Origin of the sequence: Hymenobacter setariae, from assembly GCF_007713685.1 — a bacterium.
Classification (GTDB): Bacteria; Bacteroidota; Bacteroidia; order Cytophagales; family Hymenobacteraceae; genus Hymenobacter; species Hymenobacter setariae.
Map to the genome: position 1 here is coordinate 782038 of NZ_VMRJ01000004.1, position 17066 is coordinate 799103.

Annotated in this window: 10 protein-coding genes; 7 read left to right on the top strand and 3 right to left on the bottom strand. The window is 59.6% G+C overall.

Going from position 1 to position 17066, the window contains the following annotated elements; all coding sequences use genetic code 11:
- Positions 1 to 159: 159 nt before the first annotated feature.
- Genes FNT36_RS18135 through FNT36_RS18145 form a run of 3 tightly spaced genes read left to right on the top strand, consistent with a single transcriptional unit; the run spans position 160 to position 5920 of the window.
- Complete coding sequence (locus tag FNT36_RS18135) at positions 160 to 1266, top strand: efflux RND transporter periplasmic adaptor subunit (RefSeq protein WP_144850552.1); 1107 nt, start codon at positions 160 to 162, stop codon at positions 1264 to 1266.
- A gap of 30 nt (positions 1267 to 1296) precedes the next feature.
- Positions 1297 to 4491, top strand: a complete 3195-nt coding sequence (locus tag FNT36_RS18140; RefSeq protein ID WP_144850553.1) for an efflux RND transporter permease subunit — start codon at positions 1297 to 1299, stop codon at positions 4489 to 4491.
- Positions 4484 to 5920 carry a TolC family protein gene (locus FNT36_RS18145; RefSeq protein ID WP_144850555.1) on the top strand — a complete coding sequence of 479 codons (1437 nt, stop codon included), beginning with the start codon at positions 4484 to 4486 and terminating at the stop codon, positions 5918 to 5920. Before FNT36_RS18140 ends, FNT36_RS18145 begins: the two co-directional genes overlap by 8 nt.
- Before the next feature lie 106 nt (positions 5921 to 6026).
- Here FNT36_RS18145 and FNT36_RS18150 read toward each other — a convergent pair whose 3' ends face one another.
- Both FNT36_RS18150 and FNT36_RS18155 read right to left on the bottom strand, forming a co-directional pair.
- Entirely contained in the window at positions 6027 to 6866 is an 840-nt protein-coding gene (locus FNT36_RS18150) for a DNA/RNA non-specific endonuclease (RefSeq protein ID WP_144850557.1), read from the bottom strand.
- A gap of 47 nt (positions 6867 to 6913) precedes the next feature.
- Entirely contained in the window at positions 6914 to 7129 is a 216-nt protein-coding gene (locus FNT36_RS18155; RefSeq protein ID WP_144850559.1) for a hypothetical protein, read from the bottom strand.
- Positions 7130 to 7338: 209 nt separating this feature from the next.
- Between FNT36_RS18155 and FNT36_RS18160 the strand changes: the two genes are divergently transcribed.
- The 4 genes from FNT36_RS18160 (at position 7339) to FNT36_RS18175 (ending at position 15787) form a co-directional block, all read left to right on the top strand.
- The gene (locus tag FNT36_RS18160) at positions 7339 to 10023 is read left to right on the top strand and encodes an alpha-L-rhamnosidase (RefSeq protein ID WP_144850561.1); all 2685 of its coding nucleotides are present in this window, start codon (positions 7339 to 7341) and stop codon (positions 10021 to 10023) included.
- Positions 10024 to 10188: 165 nt separating this feature from the next.
- Complete coding sequence (locus FNT36_RS18165) at positions 10189 to 13017, top strand: TonB-dependent receptor (RefSeq protein ID WP_144850563.1); 2829 nt, start codon at positions 10189 to 10191, stop codon at positions 13015 to 13017.
- A gap of 90 nt (positions 13018 to 13107) precedes the next feature.
- Positions 13108 to 14634 (top strand): T9SS C-terminal target domain-containing protein, encoded by a 1527-nt coding sequence (locus tag FNT36_RS18170; protein WP_144850565.1) that lies wholly within the window; start codon positions 13108 to 13110, stop codon positions 14632 to 14634.
- Between the two features lie 94 nt (positions 14635 to 14728).
- On the top strand, positions 14729 to 15787 hold the full coding sequence (locus FNT36_RS18175) for a type IV toxin-antitoxin system AbiEi family antitoxin (protein ID WP_144850567.1): 1059 nt from the start codon (positions 14729 to 14731) through the stop codon (positions 15785 to 15787).
- 102 nt (positions 15788 to 15889) lie between these two features.
- Here FNT36_RS18175 and FNT36_RS18180 read toward each other — a convergent pair whose 3' ends face one another.
- Positions 15890 to 17047, bottom strand: coding sequence for a TIGR03364 family FAD-dependent oxidoreductase (locus tag FNT36_RS18180; RefSeq protein WP_144850569.1), 1158 nt, complete (start codon positions 17045 to 17047; stop codon positions 15890 to 15892).
- Positions 17048 to 17066 lie beyond the last annotated feature (19 nt).

The following is a 17066-nucleotide window of genomic DNA, read 5'->3' on the forward strand; positions in this document are numbered from 1 at the left end:
ATTTGGTACTGAAAGTCGTCGGTTTTGCCACGGCTCCACCAACAAAAACATGGGCTGATAGCATATCGCCGGCTCCCTGCACCGCACGGGGCCGGTCCTAAGTATTTCGCTCATCGTCAAAACACCACACATTTCCCGAGATTACCAAGCACCTATCTGATGGTACTTAATGCATTTATAAAGAACACGTTGCTGCTCGCGCTTCTAGGTTCGGGCGGCGTATTTTTCACCAGCTGCGCGGATAAGAAAGAAGAGAAGGAAGAGCAGATTAAGCTACTGGTCACCAGCCCCTTGGCAAAGGACACAACTATTACCAAGGAATACGTAGCTCAAATTCACGCCTATCAGCACATCGACCTACGCGCGCTGGAAAAAGGCTACCTGCAAAAAATATTTGTAGATGAGGGCCAGACGGTGCGTGAGGGGCAGCCGATGTTCCAGATTACGCCCCTGATATATAACGCCGACCTGCAAAAGTCGCAGGCCGAGGCCAGCTACGTAGGCATCGAGTATAAGAACACGAAGAGCCTAGCCGACAGCAACATCGTATCGAAGAATGAGCTGGCGCTGGCCAAGGCCAAATACGACAAGGCCAAAGCCGACGTGTCGCTGGCCAAAACGCACTTGCAGTTTACGTCCATCAAGGCGCCATTTACGGGCATTATGGACCACTTCCAGGCTCGCCTAGGTAGCCTCGTAGATGAGGGCGACCTGCTAACGAGCCTCTCCGATAACAGCAAGATGTGGGTGTATTACAACGTGCCCGAGGCCGAGTACCTAGCTTATAAGGAGCACGCTAAGGCTGGCGACAAGGCCGTGACCGTGCACCTGAAGATGGCCAACAACGAGGTATTCTCCTACCCCGGCAAGGTACAAACTATTGAGGCTGACTTCAATAATGAAACCGGCAACATCGCCTTCCGGGCCACCTTCCCCAACCCCGACGGGCTGCTGCGCAACGGCGAAACCGGCAGTGTGCTGATGACGGTACCACTGCAACACGCGCTCATTATTCCGCAGAAAGCCACCTTCGAAGTACTCGAAAAGAAGTTCGTGTACGTGGTGGACAAGAACAATGTAGTGCACCAGAAAGAGGTGAATATCGCCTCGGAAATGCCTGACCTCTACATCGTGAAGGACGGCATCACCCCCAGCGACAAGATTTTGCTCGAAGGCATTCGCAAGGTGAAGGATGGCGATAAAATCAGCTACACCTACGAATCGCCGCAGCAAGTACTGCCTAAGCTGAAAGTGTACTCTGAGTAGGGTTTGGTTGTCAATTTATTAGCGTGAAATATGTTCAGTAAATTCATTCGTAGGCCAGTGTTTGCCATCGTGATTTCGGTGGTAATCGTGTTCATGGGCGTGCTGGCCATCAAGACCCTACCGACCTCGCAGTTTCCGGAGATTTCGCCGCCCATGGTCATGGTGAGCTGCGCTTACCCCGGGGCTAGCGCCAAGGTGCTCACCGAGTCGGTACTCATCCCGCTGGAGCAGGCCGTGAACGGCGTGCCGGGCATGAAGTACATGACCTCCGACGCCGTGAGCGCCGGCGAGGCCAACATCCAGATTGTTTTCAACCTAGGCACCGACCCCGAGCAGGCGGTGGTGAACGTGAACACCCGTATTGCGCAGGTGGTGAACCGTTTGCCGGTGCTGGTGCAGCGCGAGGGCCTCATCGTAAACCGCGTGGTGCCCAACATGCTGATGTACGTGAACTTGTACAGCAAGGACAAGAACACGGACATGAAGTACCTGTTCAACTACGCTGGGGTCAACATGATACCCGAGATTCAGCGTATCGACGGTATCGGCCGCGCGAGCATCCTAGGTAGCCGGCAGTACGCCATGCGCATCTGGCTGAAGCCCGACCGCATGCGTGCCTATAACATCTCGGCCGACGACGTGATGAAGGCCCTAGACGAGCAGAGCGTAATTGGCTCGCCGGGCCGCATTGGCCGCTCCGACGGGGGCCGCGCCGAAGCGCTGGAATACGTGCTGACTTATCAGGGTCGCTTCAACGACGAGAATCAATACAAGAACGTGATTCTAAAGGCTAACTCTAATGGCGAGATGCTGCGCCTGAAAGACGTGGCCGACGTGTCCCTAGGTAGCGAATTCTACGATATCTACTCTAACCTCGATGGCTACCCTTCGGCGGCTATCATGCTGAAGCAGACCTACGGCTCGAACGCTAGCGACGTAATCACGAGCGTAAAAGCCAAGCTAGAGGAGCTGAAGAAAACCATGCCCCCCGGCATGGACTACAAAATCAGCTACGACGTGTCGAACTTCCTCGACGCCTCGACCGAGAACGTAATCCACACCCTGCGCGACGCCTTCATTCTGGTGGCCATCGTGGTGTTCCTGTTCTTGGGCGACTGGCGCTCGACGCTCATCCCGATTATCGCCGTGCCGGTGTCGCTGATTGGCGCGTTCACGGCCATGCAGGCGTTCGGGTTGACTATCAACATGATTACGCTCTTCGCGCTGGTACTTGCCATCGGTATCGTGGTCGACGACGCCATTGTGGTGGTGGAAGCCGTGCACGCCAAGATGGAGGAGAAACACCTCTCGCCATTTGGGGCGGTGAAGGAAGTAATCGGTGAAATCAGCGGCGCCATTATCGCCATCACCATCCTGATGACGGCGGTGTTCGTGCCAGTAGCTTTCATGAGCGGCCCGGTGGGCATTTTCTACCGCCAGTTCTCGATTACGATGGCAACGTCTATCGTGATTTCGGGCGTGGTGGCCTTGACCCTGACGCCGGTACTCTGCGCCATGATTCTGAAAAACAATCATGGCCAGCCCCGCAAAAAGACGCCCATCAACCGCTTCATCGACTGGTTCAACCGTGGCTTTGAGCGCCTGACCGGCCGCTACACCAACCTGCTCGAAAAGCTGGTCGACCGCCGCGTGTTCACCTTCGGCATCCTGATTGTGTTCGCCCTCGGCATTTTCGGCATCTCGTCTAAGCTGCCCAGCGGCTTTATTCCGGCCGAAGACCAAGGCATGCTCTATGCCATCATTCAGACGCCTCCCGGCTCGACGCTTGAGCGCACCAACGACATTTCGCAGCGCTTGCAGCAGTTGGCCAAGGATGTGCCTGGCATCGAAAGCATTTCGACCCTAGCGGGTTATGAGGTACTGACCGAGGGTCGCGGCTCGAACGCTGGTACCTGCTTGATTAGCTTGAAGCCGTGGAGCGAGCGCAAAGAGTCCATCCACGACATCGTGGAGAACCTGGAGAAAAAAGCGCACGAGATTCCGGGCGCGACCATCGAATTCTTCGAGCCGCCGGCAGTACCGGGCTACGGCGCAGCGGGCGGTTTCCAGCTCCAATTGCTGGATAAGACGAACTCGGGCGACTACAAGGCGTTGGAAAAGGTAAACGAAGAATTCATCGGCGAGCTGAAAAAGCGCAAGGAGCTGGCTGGTCTGTTCACCTTCTTCTCGGCCAACTACCCACAGTACGAGCTGAAGATTGACAACGACCTCGCCATGCAGAAAGGCGTGAGCATTGGCAACGCCATGAACACGCTGAGCATCATGATTGGCTCGACCTACGAGCTGGGCTTCATCAAGTACCAGCGCTTCTTTAAGGTGTACGTGCAGGCTTCGCCTGAGTACCGCCGCCTGCCCAAGGACATTCTGGACATGTGGGTGAAGAACGACAAGGGCGAAATGGTACCGTTCTCGGCTTTCATGAAAATCGAGAAAACCCAGGGCGCCAACGAAATCAACCGCTATAACATGTACACCACGGCCTCTATCCGCGGTGATGCGGCCCAGGGCTACAGCTCGGGCGAGGCCATTAAGGCCGTGCAGGAAGTAGCAGCCAAAACCCTACCTAGGGGCTACGACATCGACTGGGGCGGCTTGTCGAAAGACGAAGTATCGCGCGGCAACGAGGCTATCTACATCTTCTTGATTGTGATTGCCTTCGTGTACCTGGTGCTTGCTGCCCAGTACGAAAGCTTCCTGTTGCCACTGGCGGTTATTCTGTCGCTGCCGGCCGGTATTTTCGGCGCTTTCCTGCTCATTAAGGTAATGGGCCTGGCCAACAACATCTACGCCCAGGTGGGTCTCGTGATGCTGGTAGGCCTGCTGGGTAAGAACGCGGTACTGATTGTAGAGTTTGCGGTGCAGGAACACGAGCACGGCATGTCGATTCGCAATGCGGCCATTGCAGGCGCCAAGGCCCGTTTCCGCCCCATCTTGATGACCTCGTTTGCCTTCATCGCTGGTTTGATTCCGCTGGTGATTGCCACCGGCGCGGGCGCCATCGGCAACCGCACCATCGGCACGGCAGCCCTAGGGGGTATGCTCTTCGGTACCGTGTTCGGGGTAGTTATTGTGCCGGGCCTGTACTACGTGTTTGGCACGATGGCCTCGAAGAGCAAGCTGATTGACGACGAGAACGAATATCCAGTGAGCGAAGGGTTTGAGCCTCGTGTTTTAGTGGACGAAGAAGGTATAACCCATGCTTAGAAGACGCATTTATCAGGGCCTAACCGCCGTCGGCCTCGCGCTGGCGGTGGGGGCTTGCAAACTCCCGGAGCTGACGCAGCGCAACGAAAACCGCAGTACCCCGGCCTCCTACGTGGGCGCTACCACGGACAGCACCAACACCGCCCGCATGCGGTGGAAGCAATTCTTCACCGACCCCAACCTGGTAGTTCTCATCGACAGCGCGCTGCAACGCAACCAAGAACTGAACATCACCACGCAGGAACTGGAGCTGGCTCGCAACGAGATACGGGCTCGCACCGGCGACTACATGCCCTCCGTTTCTATCGGGGCGGGGGCTGATGTAGCCAAACCCGGTCGCTACACCTTGCAAGGTGCCACGGAGGAGAGGGTTCCTATTCGGGACGACCGCGCCAACCCTACCCCACTGGCCAACTACCAGGTAGGCGTGTCGGCGAGCTGGGAAGTGGACATCTGGCGCAAGCTGCGCAACGCCCGCAAGTCGGCCGCTACGCGCTACCTGGCCTCGATAGAAGGCCGGAATTTCATGATAACCAACCTCATTGCCGAGATTGCCAACTCGTACTACGAGCTACTGGCCCTTGACAATCAGCTGGCTATCATCCGGCAGAACATTGAGATTCAGGAAAATGCCCTGCGTATCGTGAAGCAGGAAAAGGAATCGGCTCGCGTGACGGAGCTAGCGGTGAAGCGTTTTGAGGCGCAGGTGCAAAACACCATCAGCCTGCAATACAAGACGCAGCAGCGCATCACCGAAACCGAAAACCACCTAAACTTCCTGGCCGGCCGCTACCCGCAGCCCATCGTGCGCGATTACCAAGCGTTTAATGCGTTGGTGCCGACTACTATTCAGGCGGGCATTCCAGCGCAACTGCTCAACAACCGCCCCGACATTCGGCAGGCTGAGCAGCAGCTAGTAGCTGCCAAGCTCGATGTGAAGGTGGCGCGCGCTAACTTCTACCCCTCGCTGGGCATCTCGGCGGGCGCGGGTTTTGAGGCGTTCAAGCCCGGTTTGCTGTTCAACTCGCCCGAGTCGATGCTATACAACATAGCCGGCGATTTGGCTGCCCCGCTCATCAACCGCAATGGCATCAAGGCCATTTACTACAGCGCCAATGCGGTGCAGCTACAGGCGGTGTACAACTACGACCGCACCGTGCTGAACGCCTACGTGGAGGTAGCCAACCAGCTCTCCAATATCGACAATCTCCAGAAGAGCTACGACGCCAAGCTCAAGGAAGTGCAGGCTCTGAACCAGTCTATCCGCATCTCTAACAGCTTGTTCAAAGCCGTTCGGGCTGAATACACCGAAGTGCTCTTCACTCAGCGCGACGCCTTGGAATCGAAGTTTGACCTGACCGAAACCAAGATGCAGCAGCTCAATGCTACGGTGAATGTGTATCGGGCACTGGGCGGCGGCTGGTACTAGCCATAGCCGCTCCTAGGTCACAAAAAAGCCGCTTCCAATACGGGAGCGGCTTTTTTGTGACCTAGGGCTACGGTTTGCGACTGTCACTTTCGTAGCCCGCTGGGGGCTAATTGGTGGGGCCTTTATCAATGCTGGCTTCTAGCGCATCTTGCACGCCTAGCGGCAAGGCGGAAAGCAAATCGAGGCCAGTGGCTTTTTCGATGGCATCGACGCTGGTGCGATAGCCGCCCCAGGCGGCGTTGACGTTGATGTTATTGGGCGTGTTAACGGCAATGACGCGGGTGCTGCTCGTGATGCGCCCTAGGTCATTGCTGCCAGTTGGTAGCACTACCACTACTTTCCAGCACCGGGCGGGAACCGTGACCCGGCCGCTGGCGATGGTGGTGTAGTAGCCATCGCTGCCCGTGCCGCCCCGGCCATACGAGCCGCAAATGATGTAGAGCTCATTGCCGGCCCGCACCAGCGTGCGGCAGTAGTCTTCTAAATCAGCCCAGGTCCGCTGGTTGTTTTGCGGGGCCTGGGGCATCATGTTCGTCATCAAAAAGGTAGCCGAATTGTCGTCTTCCGAAGCGGTGCGGTCGGCGCTAGGGCAATTGTGGCCTCGGTCGAAGCCGTAGCCCGAGTAGTCACTGGTTTTCACCCGGTACCAGTCGGCGGGCAGGCTTTCATCGGCCCGAAAGTCGTCTTGCCGCGCGGCACTCCCTAAGTCGTCTCCGTCTAGGTGCCACGACACCCAGTTGGGCTTGCCCTGGTCGCGGTTGTAGGAGAGCACGTATTGCGGCTTGGTGAGCAAGTAGTTGGTGGGCGATGTGGTGCTGGCCACCGCGCCGCTGGGGTTGCCGAGGGCCAGGTGGTCGGCGGCCGGGGCCACATCGTCTTTAGCACAAGCGGCAACCAGCAGCCCTAGGGCAACCCAAGCGCTAAAGCGAGATAATAGATGATTCATGCAGGAGCAAATGAGCCCGCAAAGATGGGCTCGCCACGGGTAGCAGCCTATCGGTAAATGAGCAGCCGCCCATCGGCGCCGACCCACATCGAGGCTTTGAGGCGGGCGGCCTGCGCCCGGCGACGCGCGCGCTTGTCGAAAAACACTAGGTACAAGATGCCCAGCAGCGGCCCCACTGAAACGGAGCTAAGCAGGTGCAAGTGCCAGTACTGCGCCTGGCTCAGTCCCCAATGGTGAGCGAGAGTTTTGAGGAGGAGTTCCATGTATGAATATACGCAAGAACAGCGGCTCTAGCAAGCCTAAATAGGTGGATAACTACTACGTAAGGCGGCAGCCCAGTAGGCAGCCAACAGCTAGACCGTTATCTTGGCGGTCTGGTTTAGTAGTTGGCTTTTTCCGTTGCGCCATGGTTTTTTTCCGTGCTCTTTTGGTCGGTTGGGTAAGTTTGCTTGGCCGGGTTGGCCTGCTTGGCATGGGCTTGCTGCTTGCACCCTGGGCTGCGTGGGCCCAAACGCCCGGCACTCCCGTCGACCTGCAATGCGAGTACTTAACAAACCCGCTAGGCCTGGATGCGCCCCGCCCCCGCCTGACCTGGCGCCTGCACGACGACCGGCGTGGGGCCGTACAAGCAGCCTATCAACTCACCGTATCCTCCGATTCAGTGGCCGTAGCGCGGGGTGCGACCGCGGCCTGGACATCGGGCCGCGTACCCTCGGCCCGGCAGCTGGTGGCCTACGGGGGGCCGGCCCTGCGGCCGTTCACGAAGTACTACTGGCGGGTGCAGACCTGGTCTAGTGCCAGCGCCAAGGGCGCCACGAGCCAAGTTTCCAGCTTCGAAACCGGCCTGATGAGCCAGGCCAACTGGCAGGGCACCTGGATTAGCGACTCGCGCGACGTGGCCTCGAAGCCCGCCCCCTACTTCCGCACCACGTTTGAAGCACCTAGGAGCCTCAAGTCGGCGCGAGCCTACATTACCGTGGGCGGCCTGTACGAGCTGTATATCAATGGCCGAAAGGTGGGCAACCACCGCCTCGACCCCATGTACACGCGCTTCGACCGGCGCACCCTGTACGTGACCCACGACGTGACGCCTTACCTGCGCCCCGGCAAAAACGCAGTGGGCGTGCTGCTTGGCAATGGCTGGTACAACCACCAGTCGACGGCCGTGTGGTATTTCCACGAGGCGCCCTGGCGCAACCGGCCCACCTTCTGCCTCGACCTGCGCCTAACGGACGCTAACAATAAAATAACCACTATAACGTCGGGCCTGAACTGGAAAACGGCCCTGAGCCCACTGGTATTTAACAGCATCTACACCGCCGAGCATTATGATGCCCGCCGCGAGCAACCGGGCTGGAACACGGCCGACTTCGACGACAGCAAGTGGCAGGCTGTCATCCCGCGCGCTGCACCCTCGGCCCGCATCGTGGCCCAGGCCATGCAGCCCATCCGCAACGTGGAGGCGATACCAGCCAAGGCCGTGGCCAAGCTCAATGATACTACTTATGTCTTTGACCTAGGGCGCAACATCTCGGGTGTTAGCCAGCTGCGGGCGCAGGGCGCTGCTGGCACGGTGCTGCACCTCAAACATGGCGAGCGGCGCTACCCCGATGGCCACGTCGACCAGTCGAACATCGACGTGCACTACCGGCCTACTGATAAGAGCGACCCGTTTCAGACCGACATTTTTACCCTAGGCGGTAAGGGTGATGAGACCTTCATGCCGTCCTTCAACTACAAGGGCTTTCAGTATGTAGAGGTGACGAGCAGCCGGCCCCTGGCCCTGAGCACCGGCAGCCTCACCGGCTACTTTATGCACAGCGACGTGGCGCCGGTTGGGCAGGTCACCTCCGCCAATCCGACGCTCAACAAAATCTGGTGGGCGACCAATAACTCGTACTTGTCCAACCTGTTTGGCTACCCCACCGACTGCCCCCAGCGCGAGAAAAATGGCTGGACCGGCGACGCCCACATTGCCAGCGAAACCGGCCTCTACAACTTCGATGGCATCACGGTTTATGAGAAATGGCTGGCCGACCACCGCGATGAGCAGCAGCCCAACGGCGTACTGCCCTCCATTATCCCGAGCGATGGCTGGGGCTACGAGTGGGGCAACGGCCCCGACTGGACCAGCACCATCGCTATCATTCCCTGGAACCTCTACCTGTTTTATGGCGACACCAAGCCGCTGGCCGATTGCTACGGCAACCTCAAGCGCTACGTAGACCACATCGAGGCGCGCAGCCCCACCGGGCTCACCGATTGGGGCCTAGGCGACTGGGTGCCAGTCAAGTCGAAGTCGCCGGTCGAGTTGACGTCTTCGGTGTACTACTTCACCGATGCCTCCATCCTGGCCCGGGCGGCCAAACTGCTGGGGCACCCCGCCGATGCTGCCCGCTACGCCGCGCTAGCTCAGAAAATCCGCAACGCCATCAATGTCAAGTACCTCAACCGGCAAACCAACCTCTACGGCAGCGGCGTGCAAACCGAGCTGAGCGTGCCGCTCTACTGGGGTGTGGTGCCCGATGAGCTCCGCGAGAAAGTAGCGGCCAACCTGGCCCGCCGAGTGGCCGCTGACAACTACCACCTCGACGTGGGCCTGCTCGGCACTAAGGCCATCCTAGGGGCCCTCAGCGAGAATGGCCAAGCCGATGTGGCCTACCGCCTGGCCGCCCAAGAAACCTATCCTTCCTGGGGCTGGTGGATAGCCAACGGCGCCACCACGCTCTATGAAAACTGGCCCATCGACGCCAAAAGCGACATCTCGATGAACCACATCATGTTCGGCGAAGTCGGTGCCTGGCTCTACAAGGGCCTAGGGGGCATCAAGCCCGACCCGCAGCAGCCGGGGTTCAAAAACGTGCTGCTCACGCCGCACGCCGTGGCTGGGCTCGACCACTTCGAGGCGCGCCACCTAGGGCCCTACGGCCTCATCAAGTCGGCCTGGAAAAAGAATGGCGCGGGTACCTCCTACTCTATTACAGTGCCGCCCAATGCTACCGCGACGCTCACGGTGCCTGTGGCAGCTGGGCAACTGGTGTACGAAGCCGGCCGGCCGCTCGCAGCTACTTCATCGGCCATACGGCCGCGGCCTATTACGGGACCGCTACGGCAATATGACCTGGTGGCTGGCACATATCAGTTGGAGGTCAGGTAGCGCATCCTTAAGTTAACCTATTGCTTATCTTACTTATACAAAAGTAAACTATCTGCTTTTATCGGCGCCGTGTACAGCCTGCCGACAGCTTAGTTCATGTTAAATTCATTTTGTAATGTAGCCGTCACATTAGGGTAATAGGGGCCCGGGAATTTTGTAGCCGTTATGCAAAACACTGCTACAAAAGCATTTTTCGTGCTGCTCCTTTGCGTGACTCCCGCTGGCATTGTGCTGGCGCAGAGCACGGGCCGCATCGAGGGCACCTACAAAGATGCCAAAAACCAAGAAGGCGTCATCGGCGGCACAGTGCGACTGGAAAACACCACTTTCGCGGCGCCGACCGACGAAAAAGGCCACTACCTGCTGACCAACGTACCGGCCGGCACCTACACGGTCATCATCTCGTCGGTATCGTACAAGCCGCTGACCGTGCCGAAAGTAGTGGTGACCGCTGGCAAAACGACGGTGCTCGACGGCAAGCTCGACCCCGACAATACCCAGCTCGGCGAAGTAAGCGTGAGCGGTGTACGCCGCACCAACACGGAGGTGTCGGTAATCAATGAAATTCGGCAGGCCAATGTGGTGGTCAGCGGCATTTCGTCGGAGCAGATTGTGAAAACCCAGGACCGCGACGCGGCCGAGGTGGTGCGCCGCATTCCGGGCGTTACGGTGGTTGATAACCGCTTCATCCAGGTGCGGGGCCTGAGCGACCGCTACAACACGGTGTGGCTCAATGACGTGACGGCGCCTAGCTCAGAGACCGACCGCAAGTCGTTCTCGTTCGACATCGTGCCTAGCTCGCTCATCGACCGGGTACTGGTGTTTAAAGACCCCTCGCCCGAGCTGCCCGGCGACTTTGCCGGCGGCCTGGTAAAAGTGTACCTGCGCAAGCCGATTTTCAACGAAAAGCAGTTCACGGTCAACTACTCGTCGGGCTACCGCCAGGGCACCACGGGCCGCGACTTCTTTACCGACCGGCCCCAGACGGGCGATGCTTTCGGCTTTGGGGCCACCAAACGCGACCTGCCCAATGGCATGCCGCCCCTGAGCACCGCCTACCAGCAGTACGAGCGCGATTTCTACGCCAAGCAACTCGACAACAACTTCGGCATTTTCAAAACCAAGGCCATGCCGGATATGCGCTTCAACGCGGCGTATCTGACGCAGATAAAGCTGGGTGAACTCGAAATCGGCAGCGTATCGTCGGTGAACTACACTAATTCCTACACGCGCTTCGGCATCAACCGCAACCAGTCTGACGCCTCGGGCCAGCGCACCGACCAGTTCCGCGACGACCAATCGACGCAGAACATTCGCCTAGGTGCCATTCAGAACTTTAGCTTGGTGCTGCCCCACGGCGGCCGCCTCGAGTGGCGCAACCTGTATAGCCAGCAAGCGCGCAACCAGCAGGTTACCCGCGACGGCGCCGACGATAACAACGTCCTCAACCGCCGCAGCTACCTGCAAGGCTACCAAGGCCGCACCACCTACACCAGCCAAGTAGCCGGCACACACAAGGCGGCCGACGAGAAAACCAGCTTCGACTGGGTGGGCGGCTACGGCTACTCGGCGCGCAACGAGCCCGATTTGCGCCGCCTGTCGTACCAGATTACGCCCGGCACCGATAACTCCCCCGAAATCCAGACCGCGCTGACGCCCGCCGCCGGCCAGGTCGATGTCAACAACGCCGGCCGCCTGTACCAGAAGCTGAGCGAGCACACCTTCACGCTGAACGCCAACCTAAAGCGCACCGTGGACGTGGCCGACCGCAAGGTTGAAATCGGGGCTGGCACCTACCTAGAGTACCGCCGTCGCGCCTTCCGGGCCCGCGCCTTTGGCTACTCGCTCAACTCGGGCGGTATGCAAGGGCTGAAAAACGAGAACGTGGGCAACATCTTCTCGCCGCAAAACATCGGCTCCGATGGCTTCCGGGTCGATGAGGATTTGAACTCAACCTATCGCTACGGGGCGCACAATGAGCTGGAAGCTTTCTACTTGTCGCTCAACATTCCGTTTACCGACAAGCTGAAGCTGGTGACTGGCGCCCGCTACGAGCGCAACGTGCAGTTTATCGAAACCGGCCTCAATGGCCAGCCGGTGACCCAGCGCACGCCCACCAACTTCGTGCTGCCCTCGGCCAACCTGAGCTATAATCTCAACGCCACCAACCTAGTGCGCGCCTCCTACGGCCGCAGCCTCAACCGGCCCGAGTTCCGCGAAGCGGCACCGTTCTTCTATTACGACTTTGACTTCAACGCGCTGAACTACGGCTCGCTGTACCTCAACCCCACTACCCCGCTCAAGGTGGCCAGCATCGACAACTTCGACCTGCGCTACGAGTGGTATCCCACGCCCGGCGAGCTGGTGCACATCGGGGCGTTTTACAAAAACTTCTCGAATCCCATCGAGAACACGGTGGTACTCACCACGAACCTGGCCTACACTTTCGCCAACGCGTCGAGCGCCTACGCCTACGGTGTAGAGCTGGACGTGAAAAAGAACCTGGCCTTCGTAAACGACGCCTTGAAAAACCTCTCGGTAGTGGGCAACGTCTCGCTCATCAAGAGCCAGGTGACCCTAGGCGATGGCTTTGTGTCCTGGAACAGCAAGCGCGCCCTGCAAGGCCAGTCGCCCTACGTGTACAACGGCGGCCTCTACTTCAACACCCCCGACAACTCGTGGCAGGTGACGGCGCTCTACAACGTGTTTGGGCCGCGCATCCTGTTTGCGGGCTCCGACCAGTACCCCGACGTAGTGGAGCTACCGCGCCACACCATCGACTTGTCGCTGACCAAGACCATTACGCCGAGCCTCTCCTTCAATGCTGGCGTGCAAGACCTGCTGAACCAGCGCGTGAACCTGGTGCAGGACTACGCCCGCGATGGCAAGTACACCGCCGCCGACCCCTCGCTGGCGAGCTACCGCCGCGGCACTTACTACACCCTAGGTCTGCGCTTTAGCCTGCAGCCGCGCCCAGCCACGCCAGTGCCCTAGGTGCCTCTGCCGGAGATGAGCCGCCTCGCCCTCAGCCTTCTGCCCTATTAGTCTAGCAGTTAAAACTCAAATTCATTTCAGCTTTTTCTCATGAAAAAGAACACCCTTTCCGTTGCCCTGCTTGCCACGCTGCTCGGCTTGGCCGCTTGCGAAACGAAGGACATCACGCCGGCGCCCAACCTTCAGGGCAACGGCACCAGCACGAACCCTACTAACCCCACTGGCTCTACCTTGCCGACCGTGACGGTACAGGGCACCAGCGACCCTACTGCGGGCATCACAACCAACACGACTTGGACGGCCAACAATAAGTACCTGCTTAAAGGCTTTGTTTATGTGACCTCCGGTGCCACGCTTACCATTGAGCCTGGCACTATCATCTTAGGTGACAAGGATACTAAAGGTGCACTCATTATAGAGCCCGGCGCCAAGATTATGGCTATGGGTACAGCGGCCAAGCCCATCGTTTTCACCTCCAGCCAGCCTAAGGGCTCGCGCAACTACGGCGACTGGGGCGGTGTCATAATCACCGGCAATGCGCCGGTTAATACAACTACTGGCCGGCAGCTAGCGGAAGGCGGCGTTAAGACTACCTACGGTGGCACCAACGCGACCGATAACTCAGGGGTTTTTCAGTATGTACGCATCGAGTTTGCCGGCGTGGCCTTCACACCTAATAATGAGGTAAATGGCCTGACCCTAGGCGGTGTGGGCAGCGGCACTACCATCGACCACGTGCAGGTGTCATACTCGGGCGATGACTCATTTGAGTGGTTCGGGGGTACCGTGAACGCCAAATATTTAGTGTCATTGCGCTGCTTCGACGATGATTTTGATACTGACCTCGGCTTCGTAGGCAAAGTACAATATGGCGTATCGTTGCGCGACCCTTTGCAGGCTGACCAGTCAGGCTCGAAGGCCTTTGAGTCGGATAACGACGACAAGGCGTCCACCAATCAGCCCCAAACCGCACCCGTATTCTCGAATATGACGCTGGTGGGCCCCGTGCTAAACCCGAGCGCCCCCAACTACAGTCCGCAGTACACGGCTGGTGTGCACATTCGCCGCAATTCGGCTCTGAGCCTGTTTAACTCAGTAATCATGGGCTACCCCACCAATCTGCTAATTGATGGCAACCCCACGGCGACCAACATAGCCGCCGGCACGGCTAAGGTGAAGAACAATATTTTTGCCGGTTCGCTCACCGGCTCTAACTCAGTGGCCGGCCAGCGCAGCATCATCTCTATTGCCGGGCAGTCTGGCGGCGGCGGTAGCCTCACGACCAATAACGTAATGGCCAGCGACTCTTCATCCTGGGGCGCAGCTATCGGCCCGCTCACCTGGCTGAAGGCCAGCGGCAACCGCCGCTACACTACCTCTGATAACGTGCAGCTACTTAACCCCTTTAACCTCACGGCTCCGAGCTTCCAGCCTCGCACCGGCTCGCCTATCATAGTAGTGCCGCCGGCCACTGCGCCCGTTATCGCCCCCGACTTCACCGACGCCAAGGTCTCGGATAGCTTCTTCACGAAAGCAGCCTACATTGGCGCCTTCGATGGCAGCACCAACTGGCTGGCCGGCTGGACCAACTTCGACCCGCAGAACACCGATTACTAGCTTCTTTCTTTCGCCTAGGGTGCTGGCATAGCACCACGCTGTACCAAAGCCAGGGCTGCCGTGCGGCCCTGGCTTTTCTGTTTCTAAAGAGAATTTGGCAGCCTCGCCAGCTTCGGCTTCGGGCGCGGACACTGCCTCCGTTAATCAGTTGGCTACGTTAGCTTTTTCCTCTACCAGCGGCTTGCTGGAACGCGTGCGCCAGTGCTTGCAGCGCCGCTTGGCGCTGCCCGTGCGGGCGTGGGCCGCCAGCCAGCCCGAAGCCCAGGTGTGGCAGATAGGCTCGATGATGCGCCTGCTGGCCACGCCCTCGGTGGCGGGGGCGCCCCCACCCCACCCGGCGGCTACCGACTACCCCCCGCTGCTGGTGTACGACCACGTGCCGCGCGCCCTAGGTGCCCAGCTGCGGGCGCAGGGCACCCGCTACGCCGACGCGACGGGCAATGCCTGGTTTCAGCACCCCGAGCTATTGGCCCGCACGCACCGCCGCACGCCCCCGGCACCCGCCGAGTTGGTGGTGTCGAGCCCGGCGTGGCACGTGCAGCTGCTGCGGCTGCTGTTTCAGTTGGTGCTCGCGCCCGACCTAGCGGCTTATTCGGTGCCGCGGCTGGCGGCGCACACGCAGCTGCCGGTAGAGGTGGTGCGGCAGGTGCTGCGCAGCCTGGCCGCGCAGGGCTTTTGGCACGATGAGGCGCCCCTAGGCGTGAGCCCGCTGCTGCTGCCCGCGCCGGCCAGTTATTGGCTCACGCACTACGCTGGCACCCTGCGCCGCCGCCTCAATGCGCAGCGCTACCGCCCACGCTGCCCCACCGCACTGGCCGACTGGGCGCAGCGGACCCTACCTGCCGAGTGCCTCTGGGGTGGCGAGGCCGCGGCACACCTGCTGCTAGGCTGCCCTACGCCGCCTACTAGCCTCACGCTCTATAGCCAGCTGCCCCGCCCGCAGCTAGTGCGGCAGCTCGACTTAGTGCCCAGCCCCAAGGGTGCCATCGAACTCCTTAATGCCTTTGCGCCAGCTACCTGCTTCGCGCCCACCGACCCGCGCTGCGTGCCGCCGCTGCTCGTATATGCCGACTTGCTGGCCACCCCAACCCCGGCTGCTGAAGCACTTGCGCCCGAGCTGCACGCCCGATACCTAGTCGAGCTACTGGCTTGAAACACACCACAAACCAGAACGCGGCCTTGCTTGAGTAAGCAAGGCCGCGTTCTGGTTTCTAAGAATACCCCCTCAACGAACGGGCAGTTGGGTAAGTGGCCTCTACCCTAACCCTAGCTGAGCCACGCTGTGCTGAGCAAAGCCGCAGGCACTCGTCATGCCCTTACCGCCGATACCCGTGATGATGTGAATGCGCGAGTCGGGCGAGTGTTGGAATACCTCGGCCGACTTGCTTTGGGTGTAGTAGCCGTTCCAGGCGCGCTGCATGCGCCAGTCGGGCAGGTGCACAATGCGGCGGGCCTCCGTGAGCATGAGCTGGTTGAGGTAGTCGGCGTTGTTAAAATCTAGGTCGTCGGCCTGCGCTAGGTCGGCGTACTCGTGGGTGTCACCGATGATGATGGAGCCATTCACAGCCTGCTTAAACAAGATGTGAATGCCCCACGCGCGCAGGTCGGCGTTCATGTCCTCGGCCAGCAGCTCTCCAAACGACGGGCACGCCTTAAACGCCGCGTAGCGCCGCAGGCTGAGCCCCGTGAGCACTGAGCCGGGCAGCGCCACTTGCAGCAGCGGGTAGGTAGCCAGCATCTGGAGCTTCACTAGCTGCAAGTCGCTCTGGGCGAATACATCGGGGAATAGCGCCTTGCAGTCGCGGCCGTTGCACACCAGTACCTGGGCTGCGGTGTAGCGCTGGCCACGCACGTCAATGACAGTGGCACTCGCGTCGCTGGCCGTGACTTCGCGCACCGGCGTGGCGGGGCGGTAGTCGAGCCCGTAGCGCGCTACCAAGTAGGCCAGCAGGCGGTGAATCATCTGGTCGGGCTCGGCAGTCACTTCCTGCTCAAATAGCAGGCCGCCCACGCAGTAGCTCGCTTGCACAGCGGGCAGCCTCTCGCGGCACTGCGCTGCCGTAAGCACCCGCGAGGGGTACCCTAGGGCCTGGTAGCGGGCATGCTTTTCCTCCAGCACCTGCATTTCGAGCGGCGTTGAAGCGAGGTAGAGCGAACCGTTCTGGCGAATGGAAATATCGTATTCGGCCTGGATTTTCTGGTAAGTGTCGAGGCTCACGCGGGCGTAGTCAAACCACTCGCCCTCGGCCATCCCTGAAGTGATAATCTGGCCAAAGTTGCGCACGGTGGCCTCCATCGGGCGGGCGTCTTTTTCGAGCAGCAGCACCTTTAGGCCGCGCTGCAAGGCAAAGTAGGCGTGGAAGGCACCTAGGGCGCCCGCGCCCACTACTAGTACATCATACGAGTTGTGCATGGTAGTTCGGCTGGTAAGG

What these genes read in the sequence shown, in the direction of transcription:
- FNT36_RS18135 (WP_144850552.1), top strand. Translation starts at nt 160, where the DNA reads ATGGTACTTAATGCATTTATAAAGAACACGTTGCTGCTCGCGCTTCTA.
- FNT36_RS18140 (WP_144850553.1), top strand. Translation starts at nt 1,297, where the DNA reads ATGTTCAGTAAATTCATTCGTAGGCCAGTGTTTGCCATCGTGATTTCG.
- FNT36_RS18145 (WP_144850555.1), top strand. Translation starts at nt 4,484, where the DNA reads ATGCTTAGAAGACGCATTTATCAGGGCCTAACCGCCGTCGGCCTCGCG.
- FNT36_RS18150 (WP_144850557.1), bottom strand. Translation starts at nt 6,866, where the DNA reads ATGAATCATCTATTATCTCGCTTTAGCGCTTGGGTTGCCCTAGGGCTG.
- FNT36_RS18155 (WP_144850559.1), bottom strand. Translation starts at nt 7,129, where the DNA reads ATGGAACTCCTCCTCAAAACTCTCGCTCACCATTGGGGACTGAGCCAG.
- FNT36_RS18160 (WP_144850561.1), top strand. Translation starts at nt 7,339, where the DNA reads ATGGGCTTGCTGCTTGCACCCTGGGCTGCGTGGGCCCAAACGCCCGGC.
- FNT36_RS18165 (WP_144850563.1), top strand. Translation starts at nt 10,189, where the DNA reads ATGCAAAACACTGCTACAAAAGCATTTTTCGTGCTGCTCCTTTGCGTG.
- FNT36_RS18170 (WP_144850565.1), top strand. Translation starts at nt 13,108, where the DNA reads ATGAAAAAGAACACCCTTTCCGTTGCCCTGCTTGCCACGCTGCTCGGC.
- FNT36_RS18180 (WP_144850569.1), bottom strand. Translation starts at nt 17,047, where the DNA reads ATGCACAACTCGTATGATGTACTAGTAGTGGGCGCGGGCGCCCTAGGT.